Origin of the sequence: Acinetobacter sp. YQ_14 (assembly GCF_043102985.1) — a bacterium.
GTDB classification, from domain to species: domain Bacteria; phylum Pseudomonadota; class Gammaproteobacteria; order Pseudomonadales; family Moraxellaceae; genus Acinetobacter; species Acinetobacter venetianus.
The window spans coordinates 221,697-237,719 of the sequence record NZ_JBICJJ010000011.1 but is presented as its reverse complement, the minus strand read 5'-3'; the positions used below and the strand labels follow the sequence as shown (position 1 = coordinate 237,719).

Below are 16,023 nucleotides of genomic sequence, written 5' to 3'. Positions count from 1 at the left end.
AAAATGAATGAAACATGATGTTACATTCACAACAAAGCAGAGAAATTTCATTATAAAAAATACGTAATGTTAAGCAATTTTGCTAATGAATATTTACTCTAAATCTTCCATATTAATGTCTCGCACCAATAAGGTGCATCGTCTGAGAGAAATGGAAAGTGAATACGGTTCAAACGGCAACTATAAGAATAGAGCATGACTTGCTTGGCGCGAAAGAAGTTCCTGCTGATTGTTATTATGGAATTCATACTTTACGTGCAATAGAGAATTTTAAAATATCTTCGCAAAAAGTTGGACAAAATGGCTATTTTATTCGTGCGCTAGCACAGGTAAAAAAGGCTTCAGCTCAAGCGAACCTAAGTTTTGGAAAACTGACTGAAACTCAAAGTATTGCAATCCAGCATGGATGTGATGCTTTAATCAATGAAACTGAAAAATGGCAAGATTCTTTCCCAATTGATATTTATCAAGGCGGTGCAGGAACTTCCATCAATATGAACACCAATGAAGTCATTGCAAATATCGCATTAGAATCATTGGGTCATCAAAAAGGTAAATATGATGTGATTCATCCGAACGATCACGTCAATAAATCCCAATCTACTAATGATGTCTATCCAACAGCGATCCGATTATCAACGTATTGCTCTTTGGATGCTTTATTTACACAGATGGATAAATTAATTACTTCATTTGAAAATAAAGCGATTGAGTTCCGTTATGTTTTAAAAATGGGGCGTACGCAACTGCAAGATGCTGTGCCGATGACACTTGGGCAAGAATTCCATGCATTCGCAACCTTATTAAAAGAAGATGTTCGTTTAATTAAGCGTACTCGCGAATTGTTGCTCGAAGTGAACTTAGGTGCAACGGCAATTGGTACTGGTGTAAATACGCCGAAAGGCTATGCAGCAAAAGTCGTAACCTGTCTAAAAGATATTACGGGTTTAAAACTGGTTGGTGCTGAAGATTATGTTGAGGCAACCAGTGACTGTGGTGTTTTCATTATTTTATCAAGTGCATTAAAGCGTTTGGCGTGTAAGCTTTCAAAAATCAGTAATGATTTACGGTTATTAAGTTCAGGCCCTCGTACTGGTTTGGGTGAAATTCAATTGCCAGAATTACAAGCTGGTTCTTCAATCATGCCAGCAAAAGTAAACCCAGTTATTCCTGAAGTGGTAAACCAAATTGCATTTAAAGTGATTGGTAATGATTTAACCATTACTTTTGCTGCTGAAGCAGGTCAATTACAGTTAAACGTGATGGAACCAGTGATTGCGATTTCATTGAATGAATCAATTGAGCTACTGACACATGCGATTCAAAGTCTAGATGAAAAATGTGTAGGCGGTATCAAGGCACATGAACAAGCATGTCATGATGCAGTGATGCGTAGTGTCGGGATTATTACCTTACTTGATCCTTTATTGGGTCATGCTTTGTGTGATGAGATAGGTAAGCAATGTATCGCTGAAAATAAAACCATCCAAGAAGTTGTATTGGAGCGTGAGTTATTGACGCAAGAACAGCTTGATGAGATTTTCTCTTTTGAAAATCTAGTTTCTGAAGTTGACGGCTATCCAGTCGATTACGTTGCATAGATAACTCATGTCATTAAAAAAGCCTAGTTCAATGACTAGGCTTTTTTAATTTATAAAAATTATAAACCTGATTCGTATTCGTTGTTAGAAAGTAATTTTTCAACATCTGCGATATTGTCTGGTTTAATTTTATAAATCCAGCCTTTACCGTAAGGCTCTTCATTTACAAAATCAGGATCGTCTTCAAGATCAGTATTTACTTCGACCACTGTACCTGAAACAGGTGCGTGAATATCAGAAGCAGTCTTCACTGATTCAACAATACCAGCTTGTTCAGTTGCCGTAACATGGCTGCCAACTTCTGGAGCTTCAACATAAACTAGATCACCTAGCTCTTCTTGCGCGTGGTCGCTAATTCCTGTAACAACCAAATTACCTTCAATTCTTACCCATTCATGCGTACGCGCATATTTCAAATCAGCTGGATGATTCATGACAACTCCTTAACAATTTGTCTCATCATTTTTGTGGCTTTATACATGTTTTTTAATCAAAACAAAAGCAAAAGCATTTATAAAATAAGTACTTTTAGAGATTGTTGAGTCATTCTTGAAGTCACCCAACAAATTCTAACTTTATAAATATGGATCTTTACGCCAGTTACTCGGGCTACGACCACTCCAGCGTTTAAACGCACGGCTAAAATTGGCTACATCTGAATAGCCTAATTCATCAGCAATCTGTTCTAAACTGTAATCTGTACGTGACAGTAAAGACGTTGCATGACGGTAACGAACTTCATCAACGAGTGTTGAAAATGATGTTCCTTCAGCGGCTAACTGTCGCTTGAGGGTTCTATCAGACATATGCAGTCGTTCTGCAACACTTTCAATGCTTAAGTAATGTTGTTCTGAGTTGGTTAAAATATCACGAACACGCATAGCTAAACGACGACGTTCACCTAAAGCTGACAATTCAGTTTCACATTGGTTGATCGCAATTTGGCTTGCAATTGGATCAGCATTGACCATTTTTAAGCCAAGATATTTTTTATCAAAGCTAGAAATTAAGTGTGGTTGGTTAAAACGAACAGTGCTCGTTAACTTATCTTTATACTTATCAAAACCTTGAGGTTCGGGAAAATCTAAATCAACTTCACCATTAAGATCTTCAATACCCGTTAAAGCTTTTGCCATCGTCATGATGCCAATCGTCAAACCTAGAATAATCTCAGTGCGTAATGGTTCAACATCGATATCACATTGAAGCTGTAAAGTAGCTTTAGGACCAAAAGTAGAAAAATAAAGTTGTAAAAAGGGTAATCGTAATTGAATAAAGCGACTCGCCAACGCGATTGCATCAGTAATGTCGTGAGCAGTCATGATGGCATAGCCAATAAAGCCATGGATTGAGATACGCATTTGCGTACCTAAATGAAATCCAAGTGTACTTTCACCTGTAAGGCGTAAAGAGTGTTTTACGAGTTCATTCGCAACTGGTGTCGGTATGCGAAAATTTGGATCAGCCAGTTGTTCGCTTGTTAAATGAAAAGGAGCGAATAAAGTTTCATCGTTATATCCCCAACGAGAAACAACATCTAATAACAATAAGCCATAGACGCCTGGTATTCCTTGATCTTGACGAGTTGAGGTCGTTTTCATGTGCTTTCCGTGGCGCTCATCAATTTTTGCTAATATCTTTAATCATTTAGGTTTTGAACATCTTTACATGAAATAAAATAATCAATCATAAAAATTGTTGGACAAGAGAGTCACCTCATGTTCAAAAATTAAGTTGGTTTTCTAAAGACCATGATTTTAGTTGTAGATATTAATAGCACATCACCATGTTGGTTCAAAGCTTGAGTAACGTAGCTGACAATACCACGGTCAGTTTTGGTTTTAGACGGCACAATTGCAGTAATTTCAACTTCTACATGAATTTTATCGCCAACACGCGTTGGGCGAGGCCATCTTAAACTAGACTCGGAGCCGAGCAACCCGCCCGCAATTGGAAAGCATTCAGTCCACAGACGCATAGTCACGGCTGATGTGTGCCATCCACTTGCTGCTAATCCTTGGAAAATTGGATGTTCAGCAGCAGCCTCTTCATCTAAATGGAAGGGTTGAGGGTCATATTGACTGGCAAATTGTTTCACTTCTTCAAGCGTCATTTCATATTCACGGCTTATGAAATGATCTCCAACACTTAAGTCTTCTAAATACAACATTATTCTGTTTCCTGAGTCACTCGTTGTTCAACCAAGAAACCACCTGTTTGTCGTTTCCAAAGTTGAGCATACAAGCCATCATTAGCGATCAATTCCTCATGTGTGCCTTGTTCAGCAATTCTGCCTTGATCAAGTACGATGAGACGATCCATTTGAGCAATAGTAGATAAACGGTGTGCAATTGCAATGACTGTTTTGCCAACCATCAAGTCATTTAAACTGCTTTGAATCGCAGCTTCGACTTCTGAGTCAAGGGCACTGGTTGCTTCATCTAAAATAAGAATCGGTGCATCTTTTAAGAAAACGCGTGATATTGCAATACGCTGACGTTGTCCACCTGACAGTTTTACACCGCGCTCACCCACATAAGCATCATAGCCAACACGACCTTTTTGATCGGTTAACTGTGGAATAAACTCTTCGGCTTTTGCCTTTCTAACTGCGAGCTCAACTTCTGCTTCTGTCGCATTTGGACGACCATATTTAATGTTTTCCGCAACAGTACGATGTAGTAGAGAAGTGTCTTGAGTTACCAATGCAATATTGGCACGTAAGCTGTCTTGAGTGACTTCATGAATACTTTGACCATCAATCAAAATACGACCTTGGTTCACATCATAGAAGTGTAGGAGCAATTGGATTAGTGTTGATTTGCCAGCACCAGAACGACCGACAATACCAATTTTTTCACCTGGTTTAATCGTGAGATTAAAATGATCAATGACATTTTTTTGATTATAGGCAAAGCTGACATTTTCAAAACGGATTTCACCTTTTTGAACTGTAAGTTCCGTTGCATCTTCTTTATCTTGAATTTGAACGGGCTTGCCTAAAGTTTTCATTCCATCTTGAATCGTACCGACATTTTCAAACAGCATGGTGACATGCCACATTAAAAACTCAGCCATACTATCCAACTTTAAAACCATCGCCGTTGTTGCTGCAATAACGCCAATAGCAGCTTGTCCTTGTGTCCACAACCAAACAGAAGTACCAATCACACCTATGTATAAAAAAGCACTGAGGAAGCGAATACTGATTTCGTATTTGACACCTAAACGCATTTGCTTATAAACAGTGAGCATGAACTCTTTCATAGACTCTTTGGCGTATTGGCTTTCACGACCAGCATGAGCAAACAATTTTACGGTTTGAATATTGGTATAAGCATCTGTCACGCGCCCTGTCATGATTGCACGCGCATCCGCTTGTTCTTGAGAAATTTTGCCCAGTCGAGGAATGAAATACGTCGCGATGATGATGAAAATAACCAACCATAAAATCAGTGGCACAATTAAAATAGGCGAGATTGATCCAAGTACTAAGCTAATCGTGATGAAATAGATCAGCACATAAACCAACATATCGCCGAGAATCATCCAAAACTCACGTACTGCCAAAGCAGTTTGCATGACTTTCGCTGAAAGTCGACCTGCGAAATCAGTATGGAAAAAGTCTAAGCTTTGTTGAAGCAATAGATTGTGAAAGCGCCAACGCATTCGCATTGGAAAATTACTAAATAAAACTTGGTGTTTAACGACAGATTGCAAACTAACAAAGAAAATATTGGCGAAAAGAATGCTAATCAGAATCGTGATATTTTGCTTATTGTTCTCTAAAAAGGTACTCGGTTGGCTTTGAGTGAGCCAATCTACTAATTTACCAATATAAGAAAAGAATAATGCTTCAAAGCTTGCTGCTGCTGCGGTACACGCAATTAAGATAAAGAGATATGGACGAATGCCTTTTGTTGCTTGCCAAACAAATGCAAAAAATGTGGTTGGTAATGGTTTGTTTAAGTCTTTGGTGGGGTATGGGTCGACTAGTTTTTCAAACCACTGCAACATGCTTGTTTCCTCTAATTATAAAGTATCGATTCGCCTAGCTTCAGTAGCATATCAGAAAATGGGTAGGAGTAACGAGAAAAGCAAATGAGTAAATATTATTTTTACTAAATGGAAAAATTAATGAGCTGATTTATCAAGTGATGAGATTGAATAAAGTCTTTTTTATAATGAATTCAGCGTTTCTAAAAAGTAGTTAAACAAATTCACGAAATTTAATTTAAGAGAATCATCAATCTAGAACTCACTAAAGTATTTTATCATTCAGTGAGCTCCAATTGTTCTGAAGCGTATGAGTCAACTCTATTGATCTATACAGAAATTAAGCTACATAACTATTTACATCAAGTTCTGGCTCACCCGCCAATACTGAGATAAAGTTTTCAGTCGTTTCAGCAGTCAGCAAATAGGGATTGAATTCTTCTAGATGATATTTCATAAAAAAATCAGTAATATTTTGATTTACTGGCGAAAATTTCATAGACCATTGTGAGAATAAATTATCGTCACATTCAGCATAGTAGAGAATTTCACAATTAACATGTCGGTCATCTTTGACAATCTTTGTATAGAACAAGTCATCGATGGTATCTTTTTGACCCTCAAGACATTGTACAAAATATCCATGGCCATAATATAAAACACCAGTAACATCATTACGATAATTAAAATCTACTGCTTCATCTAGGATTTCAATCAAATTTGTCTTTAGATTTGTGTCAATATTCTTAATTTTACTTACGTATAAAAGCCTTACTGGCTTCATCATTGATGCACTCATTTTAAAGTTCACATCTAGTTATATAGATAAAACAATGATTTGTATATTTTTAAGCGTAATAACTGCCCGAACCTTACAAGATCACTACAACTATCTATAAATATTTGGAATGAGACATTCGGAAAACTACTTGCTAAATTATGTGATTTTTATGGTATTTAGAGGCGGTAATGATGAAGTTATTTATGGGGTGTGTATTTGCAACAAGCTTAGTTGGTTGTTCTTCTATGAATTATGAGAATTCTATGAAACCGCCGATTGTTCCTAAGAATCAGGCAATTAATACTTTTAAAATGCCTGAACACGGTGTTGTGACTGATCAAGATATTCACAATATACCCGAAAATTCTAATCTTAATTATCAATACAAAGTTGATTTTTGATTCTATTAAATCGATTTGGACTATAGTTTTTCAAATTATTATCCTTTGAGGGCTAAATGGAGTTATCCCTCATGTATAAAGTTAAAAGTCTTTAAAATTTTATTTTAATGATTTTATTTTTACCATTTGGTAAATTATGAGGATGAATAATAAAAGGCACACTAAATGAAATATATAATATTATTAGTTACATCACTTCTATTAACAGAATATGCTTTTGCAAGAGAAACGAATTCAATACGTTCTTCATATGAGCTTGTGGTTGTTGGTGATAATGAGAGTGATTTATTGAGAAAAATGGGAAGATCTTCGCCGAGATATTTCATTCACAGAGAAGGGCGTCGCTCTTGTGCGGCAACTGAATATATTTATGATATCGATATGCAAACTTATACGGTTTGGGTGTGTAATGGAAAGGTATTTAAAATTGATGTGAACAATAAGTAACTTTATAAGATATTGATTTTATTTTACTTAAATCCAATTAAATCCTAAATTTTGTTATATTAATATTTTACACTGAAAATAAAAAAGCTCTCTTTTGAGAGCTTTCTTTTAAATCTTTTATTCTAATTCAAGCTGATAATCGTCTTTAGTCACCTTAATTTTAAGTTTTCTATATTTGCGCTTATTGGGATCTAGTGCTGAATTAGTAACCTCTTTCGCAAATTCTCGGTCATTCATAAGTGTTGAATATGCTTTGTACCCCAGAATTACTCGACTTGGTTTAGAGCCATTTCGAGAAACATAATGATCAATCATTAAATTTAATTCGTTTAAAAGACTAGTATCGTTCATGCTATGAATGCATCACTTTTAAGAATTTATGAAATAATAATACAAGTTAATTAACTTATCTACATGAATTTATGAAAGAATTATTAAAATTCTGTCATAAAACTGTCATATTAAAGCTATATTTTTCAATTAATGAAGAAAAATTTAATGAATAAGATGTAAGTCCTCATATTTTTGGAGGGATTATAGAGATGGGAAATAAAATTTCGGAAAGTCGTAAGAAGCGAAGTATAGGTTTTCGTTTAAACTATTTAATTTCAGCCTATCAAAAATTTTTGATGGAAAAGAATTTATTAAATACTGAAATCAATAGGATGATTTTTGTAGAGAATTATATAAATTCTTTAAAATTAAACATCTATGATGAGTTTTCCAAGCATCAGTTAATTAAAGATCTAAATATTTTTTATCGAGAGTAAGGCTTCAATCACACATATTTAAAAAGTGATAAATCCCTTAAAATTTGTAATGTTATTGCATGATAAAGAGGCATATAATTTAAGCTAACAACAATTTCATAGGATCAAAAAATGCTTCTCAAGTTTGCAATTCGATTCATGGCTGTTTTATTTTCCGTGTTGGCCTTAGCTGCAATCGTCATCCACTTCTTTTTCTCAAGTAAACTTACAACTGACCTATGGATCATTGTTGTTCCAATCATTCTAGGTGTTCCAATGGTCGCTTCCGTGATTGTTGCGAAAGATACAGAACTCAATGTTCAGTAAGCTGTTGACTACAAATGAAGCTCGTAACTAAGAGCTTCATTTTCTCATACAAGCTAAATATCTAATTAATTCGGTTCTTGTCGTGGTGCTGTATTCATTTCATGACGGACTCTACTGATATCTTCATAAATCACTTTTCTTAATCTATTGATCGCACCAAGCGGTCTGTGTTCGGGTAAGGCGTGCCATGGTGTAAATGAAAGATTTTCACAGAACTCATTTTGCTTTGCTGTATCAAAGTTTTGTTGTGGAATGTGAATTGTTGCGATGCGATAAAAAGGCGCTTCAGATTCTTTCCATTCTGTCATTGAGTCTTCAATAAGCATTTTGTTGGATGTTCTTGGTTGAATGAGGAACTCCATACAAGCATCTTGATGAGCTAATGTATTCTTCAAAGCGCTTCTTAGAAAATTTGGTTCAGCATTTTTAGGAATAATTGCGTTTTGAGGCTGACATGCTCTCACAGAGTATTTTACTGCTTGTCGGTTTTCACCGATACCAAGTTGGTAGGGGACCATTGACCAATAACGTGCTTGGATTGGATTTGCAATTAATGAGTTACGAGCACCTAAAGCATTGATCGTACCTTTTATACCGAGTGCAAATGGAACTTGAATTTTGTCGGTAAAATGATCTCCGCTAATGTGTTTGGTAAAACTCAAATATCTTTTGGCATCATTTACGAAGAAAACAGGATGATTAATCATAATAAAATCCTGAGTTGTTGCTTGAGGATCAGATTCCAGAATTTTCTTTCCAGCTACGCCTAAAATTTTAATCGCTATGCCACGAGCATCTTTTTTGTTATCTGCTTGGGTCGCATCACTTGATGCATTGGAAAATCTAATCCAAGCTTGATAGGTCTTGTTTGGTATGAACACGCCTTGGGCAAGTTGCTTGGGAATGTCATTTAAGATATGAAATTCAGCTTGCACACAGCCATGTGCTTTGGGGTGAGCATCACGTAGGGCATGACCATTTTGATACTGCGTACGTATGGTTTGCTCGATGGTCTTTGAAATTTCTTGTGCTAATAGTGCTTCATTCGGTTGTAATTTCTCACCCAAGTCTTGGTCTATTTGTGGATAAGGAATTTTCGTCTCATTATTCTTGAATGTTGATAGCGGGGGCTTTTGATATATTTCTTCACTACATCCAGACACAGCGATGAAAACTGAGGAGAATACAAACAGCGGAATAATGTATTTTTGATAAAACATGACCGATTTCCTCATTTATGCTGTTCTGGTTTTAGTCGTTATATTAAATCATTGTGTTGCATTGATAAGTAAATGACAATCAAACGGTTGTAAGTGTTTTGAAACTCAAAAGAATTCTGAAAAGCATAAGACTCAAATATATTTTAAATACCTAAGTTTACTCAAAAGCTTATCTATCTTAACAATTACGTGAAAAATAAAATTTATGATGGTGCTTTATATTGATGACTTGAGAATAAATAAATGACAGAAAATAGTAAGAAAAATGAAACTCTTATAAATGATGCTACGCCGTCATTTTTAGTTGAGGACATGATCATTGATCGATTTAGCCCGATGTATTGGCGTGTTGATGGCCCACAAACAATGTCATTTGCAATCACTGATTATGAAAATGGTTTTGAGGTATCCTTTCGTTCACGGGCAACGACTGACCTCGTCGGAGTTAGTTGGGATTCTCATGACAGTAAAGATCATCAGTTTTTAGCTTATGAGACGAAATGTGATTATTCAGGGATGGTTTGGGATTTTGATATTGAGTTATCACCTTCTATGCCTGTATTAAATAATGAAACACTTACGCCTACATTAACGATTCAATATACTGAAAATGACGAGACTAAAGTCGCTTACGTCGTGTTGTTTAATTATGCTAATCAGCCAAGCTCAAGAACAGCGCATATTCAAATTGATTGGGATTCAGTAAAAGCTGGGTTTTCAGCCACGGATAGCTTTCCTGTCAGCAATATTCAGCGGATTTCATTTTCAGGATTTACAACCAGTTATAACGGACATTCAACAATTCCGTTAGCGCAAACAGAAGATGGATATATTCGTATCACTAATTCTGTAACCACTGGAACGAATGCAAAACTTGTTTTAAAGCGAGTTTCTATAGCACCTCATGATTATGGAATTTGTAGCAGTTACGATGATCACTATGATTTAAACCCTAAGCGTATCGTTAGTAATATGGACGCATTGGGCTATCAGGGCTTTGTTAATCATTACTGTGGAATGTCTAAATATCCTGAGATGTCATGGCAAAGTGAAATTGGCAAGTGGCAAATTCCAGATACGTTGACAACCAATGAAAATGTAGTCAATCCATGTGCCCGTAAATGGCATGAGCATTTTGCAGAAGCGCTGCATAATGTTGGAATGCAGCCCATATTTGGTGTCAGTTTTGAAATGTATTCATTAGCTGCTAATGAATTTTGGGCGCAGCGTGATTGGAATAATAATTTAGGGAAAACAGGTTACGAGCCTCCGAGTTATTTTTTCAGCATGTCGGATCAAAGTGCATTGGCGTATCTAAACAAGGTATTTGTTGAGTTCGCAGATATGATGAATATAGGTGGATGTGATGTATTTATGCAAATAGGAGAACCGTGGTGGTGGTATAACCAAGGTAGCAATTTGCCTTGTATCTATGATTATCCGACTAAACTTGCCTTTAATGCAGATACGGGCTTGTATGCACCTGATCTGGGAACAATTTATGAGGCAATGAAAAAAACAGGCACGCCATATGATGAATTCAAGGCATGGTTGCGAAATAAATTAGGACAGACCTGTCGTGATATTCGTAGCACTGTTAAAGCACAGTATCCATCGGCTCAAGTATGTCCATTGATCTTTTTCCCTACCATTCGGACGGAAATAGAAACGCTTGTCACAGATATTAATTATCCAAGTGAACATTATAGTTATCCAAACTTTGATTTTATTATGACCGAAGCTTATGACTGGATATTAGAAGCTAGATTAAATACAGCCTATCAGGCAGTTTCTACGATACCAACTCAAGATCTGAATTATCCTGAAAATAAAGTGGCTTATTTGGCTGGTTTTGTTCCTGATGAAACGATTGCTCATGTCTACGGTTTTGATAAAACGAAACCATATCGAACACCGATTTGGCAGCGAGTCTTTGGTGATATGAGTAATAACGATTCGTTGGGATTAATGAAGCAATTTATTTGGGCATATCCGCAAGTTATGGCTGACTCCATCGTGATTGACGCAGCTCAATTACCGAATACTTTTTATGTTGGAAATACGCCGTATACAGCAATTACAGATGATACGCCTTATCCACCCGAAATTTACTTATAGAAAATGGATAAAGCCCACAGGAAAACCATAGCCTTTGCTGTTTTTGCAGTATAAATTGGTTTTAATTTTTATGAAAAGCTTCAGTAAAGTATGTACTTATGAAAAGAATTTTTTTGATCGGCTTTATGTCAATGTTATTTGTTGGTTGTAATAAACAGCCTGAAGTTAAAAGCGATAAAGCTCAGGAAAGTTTTGAGGTTGTTGATAACAAAATTTCAGCGTATATGGATACATTAGACAATCCTGACACACCGAAAGAAGAGCAAACACGCGTACTTTGTAAGGACTATCCTGAATTGTATGAGTCTCAATATGTACCCGCTTTACTTAAGTTAGCACCGAAGGACTATACAAAAGAAAAATTGATGTCTGATCTAAAACTCTCTACGGATTACTATTCTCAGAAATTAAATATTCTTTGTGATTAGTTTTCAGCACCGTTAAAAGAGAATCTGCTAAAAAGCAGATTCTCATTAATTTAAACGTTATGCATGCTCTTTCTGTTCTGTTGTCATCACTTGAAAGTCATAACCAGAAGGGGCTTGATAAACTCGTAACCCAAATTCAGGAACGATTGCAATTAGATGGTCAAAAATATCTGACTGAATCGCTTCATAAGAAGCCCATGCAATAGTATTGGTAAATGCATAGATTTCTAAAGGTAAACCTTCACTGGTTGGCTGCATTTGGCGAACTAGAATCGTTTGATTTTGAGCAATGCCTTTATGTTGACGTAAATAAAATTCTACATAGGCTCTAAACGTACCAAGATTCGTTAAACGACGTTTGTTATAACGTGATTGATTACTCAGTTGTTTGTTGAATTCATCAATTTCAGATTGTTTAGCATCTAAATATTGGTCTAACAACAAGAAGTCTTTGAGCTTTTGCTGTTCCTCATCTGTCATAAAGTGCACGCTGCTTTGGTCAATGAATAAAGAGCGTTTCATACGACGACAACCTGCATTACTCATACCACGCCAGTTTTTAAAGGTATCAGTAACAAGTTTATTGGTTGGAATAGTCGTATAGGTCTTATCGAAGTTCTGAACTGTCACAGTATGTAATGACATATCAATGACATCGCCATCCGCATTAAGCGAAGGCATTTCAATCCAGTCACCAATACGAACCATGTCGTAAGATGCAATTTGCACACTGGCTACGAGAGAAAGAATCGTATTTTGGAAAACCAACATTAACACTGCAGCCATCGCACCAAAACCAGCGAGCAGTGTGAAAACATCTTTTTTCAGGAACGTTCCTAAAATCATTAGGCCACACACGACAAATAAGATTAATTTGACGAGTTGTAGATATCCCTTAATGGGCTTATTTCTTGATTTAGGATTACGTTGATAGATTAAGTTAAAGATGTTCAGTGCTTCACTTACCGTTAGGGCAATCGTAAGGAAAATAAATGCCTGAGCGCCCATTTGTATAAATGAAATCACTTTAGCGGGTAAATGAGGAATGGTGGTTATACCATTCATGATGACAATCGCTGGGACAATATTCGCAAATCTTCGAATAATGCTATGTTGAGCAAAAATAGATTGGTTTGGAGATTTAAGTTTAGTAACTAAATGACGAATTCCACGCACGATAATCCGCTTAGCGATAAAATTTGCTAAAGCAGCAAAGAAAATCAGCATGGCTAATGCTAATAGCATTTCGAGCCATGGATAATGGCTTAACTCACCTCGAATTTCACTAACAAACTTTAAATAATCCAAACTAAAACACCTTAAAATTCTTTGAAGGAGAATTGTAAGGTGTTAGGGGGAAACTATAATAATCTAATCACAGTTTATATACGATTTGTAAGGTGTTTTTACATTTCTTTGGTTCGGGGATTACCACATTAAATCATCTGGAATGACATATGCTGCGTATGGATCTTCTTCATCGGTTGTCTGGTCATTATTTTCAGTATTGTTATTCACAAGAATAAAACCCTGCATTTTTTGATCGATGCGTTCAGCTAAAGCTTTTGGTAGGCAAGCATAGCTTTCTTGGTCTTTGGCAATGACCAAAGATCCTGATACCAGTGCGTTGTAAACTTGCTGTGATAAATATACCTTTTTAATTTTATTTTCATCAATAAATTGATAAGCCACATCACCTTCAGTTTCTTTGATCTTGTGTTGTTTGATCATTTGAATGATTGAAGCTTTTAGTGCCTTTTCTTCTAATAGGTTTTGCTTTTCTTGGTTTAATGCTTGATCTTTAGCAAGTTTTTCTTGTTTTGCTTGGTCAATTTTTGCTTTAATTTCAGCATCATCATTCTTACCAGTACGTTGCTCATGTTGAGCTTGTTTAGTCAATTTTTTCGCTTTCTTGTTATCGACTAAACCTGCTTTTAATAGCTGAGCCTGAAGTGCATTTTTAACCATAATTTAATCCAAATTTGAGTTCTTTGAGAAGCGAAAATAAACGATCCAATAGGCCATGCACATAACAAAGCTAAGCGCTGCTGGAACGAGAAAAGCATGTAATTTTAAATAAGGATAAAGCAAACTGGCAACAATGCCGCCAAGTAAAAAACCAATAAAAATGAGTAAATGTAAAAAAATGCGTCGATTATCTACTTTTAGTCCGCGAGCTTTGTAGCCTAAGGCTAGACCTATATCAGTCAGTACACCTGACAAATGCGTAGTACGGATGATTGCACCTTTATAGTGGCTGACCATGGCATTTTGCATGCCCATTGCTGCACAAGCCCACAATAAGCTATAACGCGGAAAATAAGGGACAAGTAGCCAAGTAAGCAAGAGAAAAACAGCAACAAAACTTAGAGGAAATCCGTAATGACGACCAAAAGCCACATGACTGTTTCCTAAAATTAGACCACTATAAAAGGAGCCTACAACGAAGCAGAAGATGACAAGTGTGAGATAAATGAAGTGTTCTGGTTGCCAGTCAATTAAGCTCATCGCTAGCATACTGACATTGCCTGTCATATGAGAGACAGACTGATGTAGGACAGTGATTAAGCCAAGAACGTTTACCATTCCTGCATTCAGGGCTAATAAGAAAGCACCTAATTGAATCCAGTTCGGTAAACGTTGTAATGGCATAGCAATCTACTGATTTTCTCGGTTTCTAAAACCTACTGCAGCGGTGAATAAAACATCGGTTGATGAGTTGAGTGCAGTCTCGGTTGAGTCTTGCAACACACTAATAATCATACCAATAGCAACCACCTGCATCGCTACTTCTGATGATATACCAAACAAGCTACATGCAACAGGGATCAACAATAATGAACCGCCTGCAACACCTGAAGCACCACATGCAGAAACCGCAGCTACGATAGATAGAATCAACATTGTGCTTAGGTCAACGTGAATACCCAAGGTATTTACCGCAGCTAAAGTTAATACGGTAATGGTTACTGCTGCACCTGCCATATTAATGGTTGCACCAAGCGGAATAGATACACCAGCAGTTGCTTCATTTACACCTAAGCGTTGCGCAAGATCCAAGTTCACAGGAATATTCGCAGCTGAGCTACGCGTAAAGAATGCAGTAATACCGCTTTCTCTTAAGCACTTAAATACCAATGGATATGGATTTGCACGCATAGTGATTGCAACTAAAATAGGGTTGATCACCAGTGCAACGAACAGCATTGTGCCGATTAACACCATGAGCAAATGTGCGTAACTTGCTAAAGTCGCGAAACCTGCGCTTGCAAAAGTTACTGCAACTAATCCAAAAATACCGATAGGCGCAAAGCTAATGACTGTATGAATAATCTTATTCACGGCATCAGCAACATCCGTCAATACTTGCTTAGTTGTATCTGAACTATGGCGCAAGGCAAGACCTAAACCAATCGCCCAAGCCAGAATTCCAATAAAGTTTGCTTCACTGATCGCTTGAACAGGATTGGCAATAAAGCTAAGCAGTAGATTTTTTAAGATCTCAGCTAAGCTGCCAGGTGCTTGTAAATCTGATTGAGCTGCTAAGTGTAAGAACAGCTGACTAGGAAAAACAATACTCGCAATCACCGCACTAAAAGCGGCAAGAAGCATACCTGCTACATATAACATCATCACTGGTTTTAAATTAGAATTCTGTCCAACTTGGAAATTGGCAATCGAAGAAAGCACAAGAACAAAAACGAGAATAGGGGCAACCGATTTCAACGCTTTAATAAATAATTCACCTAATAAACTAAGATAAGGTGTAACGTTAGGAAACAGCAATGCCACGCCAATCCCTAAAATAATAGCGATAATAATTTTGCTAACTAAACTTAAGCGAGACAATACACTAAACATATAAAGGCCTTACAAACCTATGCACGGTTTAAGGTTAAACAAGCGCCGTATTCTATACCCAAGCGCTACGAATATTGAAATTTTTTTTGATGAC

At 36.6% G+C, this 16,023-nt stretch carries 18 protein-coding genes; 7 read left to right on the top strand and 11 right to left on the bottom strand.

The window, feature by feature from the left end:
- Nucleotides 1–158: 158 nt before the first annotated feature.
- On the top strand, nucleotides 159–1,601 hold the full coding sequence (gene aspA, locus ACF8D3_RS06200) for an aspartate ammonia-lyase (RefSeq protein ID WP_392470720.1): 1,443 nt from the start codon (nucleotides 159–161) through the stop codon (nucleotides 1,599–1,601).
- A gap of 59 nt (nucleotides 1,602–1,660) precedes the next feature.
- On the opposite strand, the gene gcvH is transcribed toward aspA, so the two are convergent.
- From gcvH to ACF8D3_RS06175, 5 genes are all read right to left on the bottom strand, one after another.
- Complete coding sequence (gene gcvH, locus ACF8D3_RS06195) at nucleotides 1,661–2,035, bottom strand: glycine cleavage system protein GcvH (RefSeq protein ID WP_392470719.1); 375 nt, start codon at nucleotides 2,033–2,035, stop codon at nucleotides 1,661–1,663.
- Nucleotides 2,036–2,176: 141 nt separating this feature from the next.
- On the bottom strand, nucleotides 2,177–3,202 hold the full coding sequence (locus tag ACF8D3_RS06190) for an AraC family transcriptional regulator ligand-binding domain-containing protein (RefSeq protein WP_392470717.1): 1,026 nt from the start codon (nucleotides 3,200–3,202) through the stop codon (nucleotides 2,177–2,179).
- Between the two features lie 128 nt (nucleotides 3,203–3,330).
- On the bottom strand, nucleotides 3,331–3,771 hold the full coding sequence (locus ACF8D3_RS06185) for a MaoC family dehydratase (RefSeq protein WP_392470715.1): 441 nt from the start codon (nucleotides 3,769–3,771) through the stop codon (nucleotides 3,331–3,333).
- Nucleotides 3,771–5,618 carry an ABC transporter ATP-binding protein gene (locus ACF8D3_RS06180; RefSeq protein ID WP_392470714.1) on the bottom strand — a complete coding sequence of 616 codons (1,848 nt, stop codon included), beginning with the start codon at nucleotides 5,616–5,618 and terminating at the stop codon, nucleotides 3,771–3,773. Before ACF8D3_RS06180 ends, ACF8D3_RS06185 begins: the two co-directional genes overlap by 1 nt.
- A gap of 319 nt (nucleotides 5,619–5,937) precedes the next feature.
- Nucleotides 5,938–6,381: a BLUF domain-containing protein gene (locus ACF8D3_RS06175; RefSeq protein ID WP_278394277.1), complete on the bottom strand. Its 444-nt coding sequence runs from the start codon at nucleotides 6,379–6,381 to the stop codon at nucleotides 5,938–5,940.
- Nucleotides 6,382–6,566: 185 nt separating this feature from the next.
- Here ACF8D3_RS06175 and ACF8D3_RS06170 point away from each other — a divergent pair, with 185 nt between their 5' ends.
- A complete protein-coding gene (locus tag ACF8D3_RS06170; protein WP_081110055.1) occupies nucleotides 6,567–6,779 on the top strand; it encodes a hypothetical protein in 213 nt (70 codons plus the stop codon).
- 165 nt (nucleotides 6,780–6,944) lie between these two features.
- Complete coding sequence (locus ACF8D3_RS06165) at nucleotides 6,945–7,226, top strand: hypothetical protein (protein WP_392470713.1); 282 nt, start codon at nucleotides 6,945–6,947, stop codon at nucleotides 7,224–7,226.
- A gap of 117 nt (nucleotides 7,227–7,343) precedes the next feature.
- On the opposite strand, the gene ACF8D3_RS06160 is transcribed toward ACF8D3_RS06165, so the two are convergent.
- Nucleotides 7,344–7,577 (bottom strand): hypothetical protein, encoded by a 234-nt coding sequence (locus tag ACF8D3_RS06160; RefSeq protein WP_004879202.1) that lies wholly within the window; start codon nucleotides 7,575–7,577, stop codon nucleotides 7,344–7,346.
- Between the two features lie 191 nt (nucleotides 7,578–7,768).
- On the opposite strand from ACF8D3_RS06160, the gene ACF8D3_RS06155 reads away from it, so the two are divergent.
- Together ACF8D3_RS06155 and ACF8D3_RS06150 are read left to right on the top strand one after the other, a co-directional pair.
- The gene (locus tag ACF8D3_RS06155) at nucleotides 7,769–7,996 is read left to right on the top strand and encodes a hypothetical protein (RefSeq protein WP_019384320.1); all 228 of its coding nucleotides are present in this window, start codon (nucleotides 7,769–7,771) and stop codon (nucleotides 7,994–7,996) included.
- A gap of 111 nt (nucleotides 7,997–8,107) precedes the next feature.
- Nucleotides 8,108–8,302, top strand: a complete 195-nt coding sequence (locus tag ACF8D3_RS06150) for a hypothetical protein (protein WP_004879207.1) — start codon at nucleotides 8,108–8,110, stop codon at nucleotides 8,300–8,302.
- A gap of 65 nt (nucleotides 8,303–8,367) precedes the next feature.
- On the opposite strand, the gene ACF8D3_RS06145 is transcribed toward ACF8D3_RS06150, so the two are convergent.
- Nucleotides 8,368–9,522, bottom strand: a complete 1,155-nt coding sequence (locus tag ACF8D3_RS06145) for a catalase family protein (protein ID WP_392470712.1) — start codon at nucleotides 9,520–9,522, stop codon at nucleotides 8,368–8,370.
- Nucleotides 9,523–9,834: 312 nt separating this feature from the next.
- Here ACF8D3_RS06145 and ACF8D3_RS06140 point away from each other — a divergent pair, with 312 nt between their 5' ends.
- Together ACF8D3_RS06140 and ACF8D3_RS06135 are read left to right on the top strand one after the other, a co-directional pair.
- Complete coding sequence (locus ACF8D3_RS06140; protein ID WP_392470810.1) at nucleotides 9,835–11,640, top strand: phage capsid protein; 1,806 nt, start codon at nucleotides 9,835–9,837, stop codon at nucleotides 11,638–11,640.
- Between the two features lie 98 nt (nucleotides 11,641–11,738).
- The gene (locus ACF8D3_RS06135; protein WP_392470711.1) at nucleotides 11,739–12,068 is read left to right on the top strand and encodes a hypothetical protein; all 330 of its coding nucleotides are present in this window, start codon (nucleotides 11,739–11,741) and stop codon (nucleotides 12,066–12,068) included.
- A gap of 57 nt (nucleotides 12,069–12,125) precedes the next feature.
- Here ACF8D3_RS06135 and ACF8D3_RS06130 read toward each other — a convergent pair whose 3' ends face one another.
- The 4 genes from ACF8D3_RS06130 to sstT all read right to left on the bottom strand — a co-directional run bounded on the left by ACF8D3_RS06130 (nucleotide 12,126) and on the right by sstT (nucleotide 15,929).
- A complete protein-coding gene (locus ACF8D3_RS06130) occupies nucleotides 12,126–13,376 on the bottom strand; it encodes a mechanosensitive ion channel family protein (protein ID WP_004879214.1) in 1,251 nt (416 codons plus the stop codon).
- 120 nt (nucleotides 13,377–13,496) lie between these two features.
- Nucleotides 13,497–14,036, bottom strand: a complete 540-nt coding sequence (locus ACF8D3_RS06125; protein ID WP_192414899.1) for a DUF2058 domain-containing protein — start codon at nucleotides 14,034–14,036, stop codon at nucleotides 13,497–13,499.
- Nucleotides 14,037–14,039: 3 nt separating this feature from the next.
- Nucleotides 14,040–14,720: a YoaK family protein gene (locus tag ACF8D3_RS06120; RefSeq protein WP_392470710.1), complete on the bottom strand. Its 681-nt coding sequence runs from the start codon at nucleotides 14,718–14,720 to the stop codon at nucleotides 14,040–14,042.
- A gap of 6 nt (nucleotides 14,721–14,726) precedes the next feature.
- Nucleotides 14,727–15,929: a serine/threonine transporter SstT gene (sstT, locus tag ACF8D3_RS06115; RefSeq protein WP_392470709.1), complete on the bottom strand. Its 1,203-nt coding sequence runs from the start codon at nucleotides 15,927–15,929 to the stop codon at nucleotides 14,727–14,729.
- Between the last annotated feature and the right edge of the window lie 94 nt (nucleotides 15,930–16,023).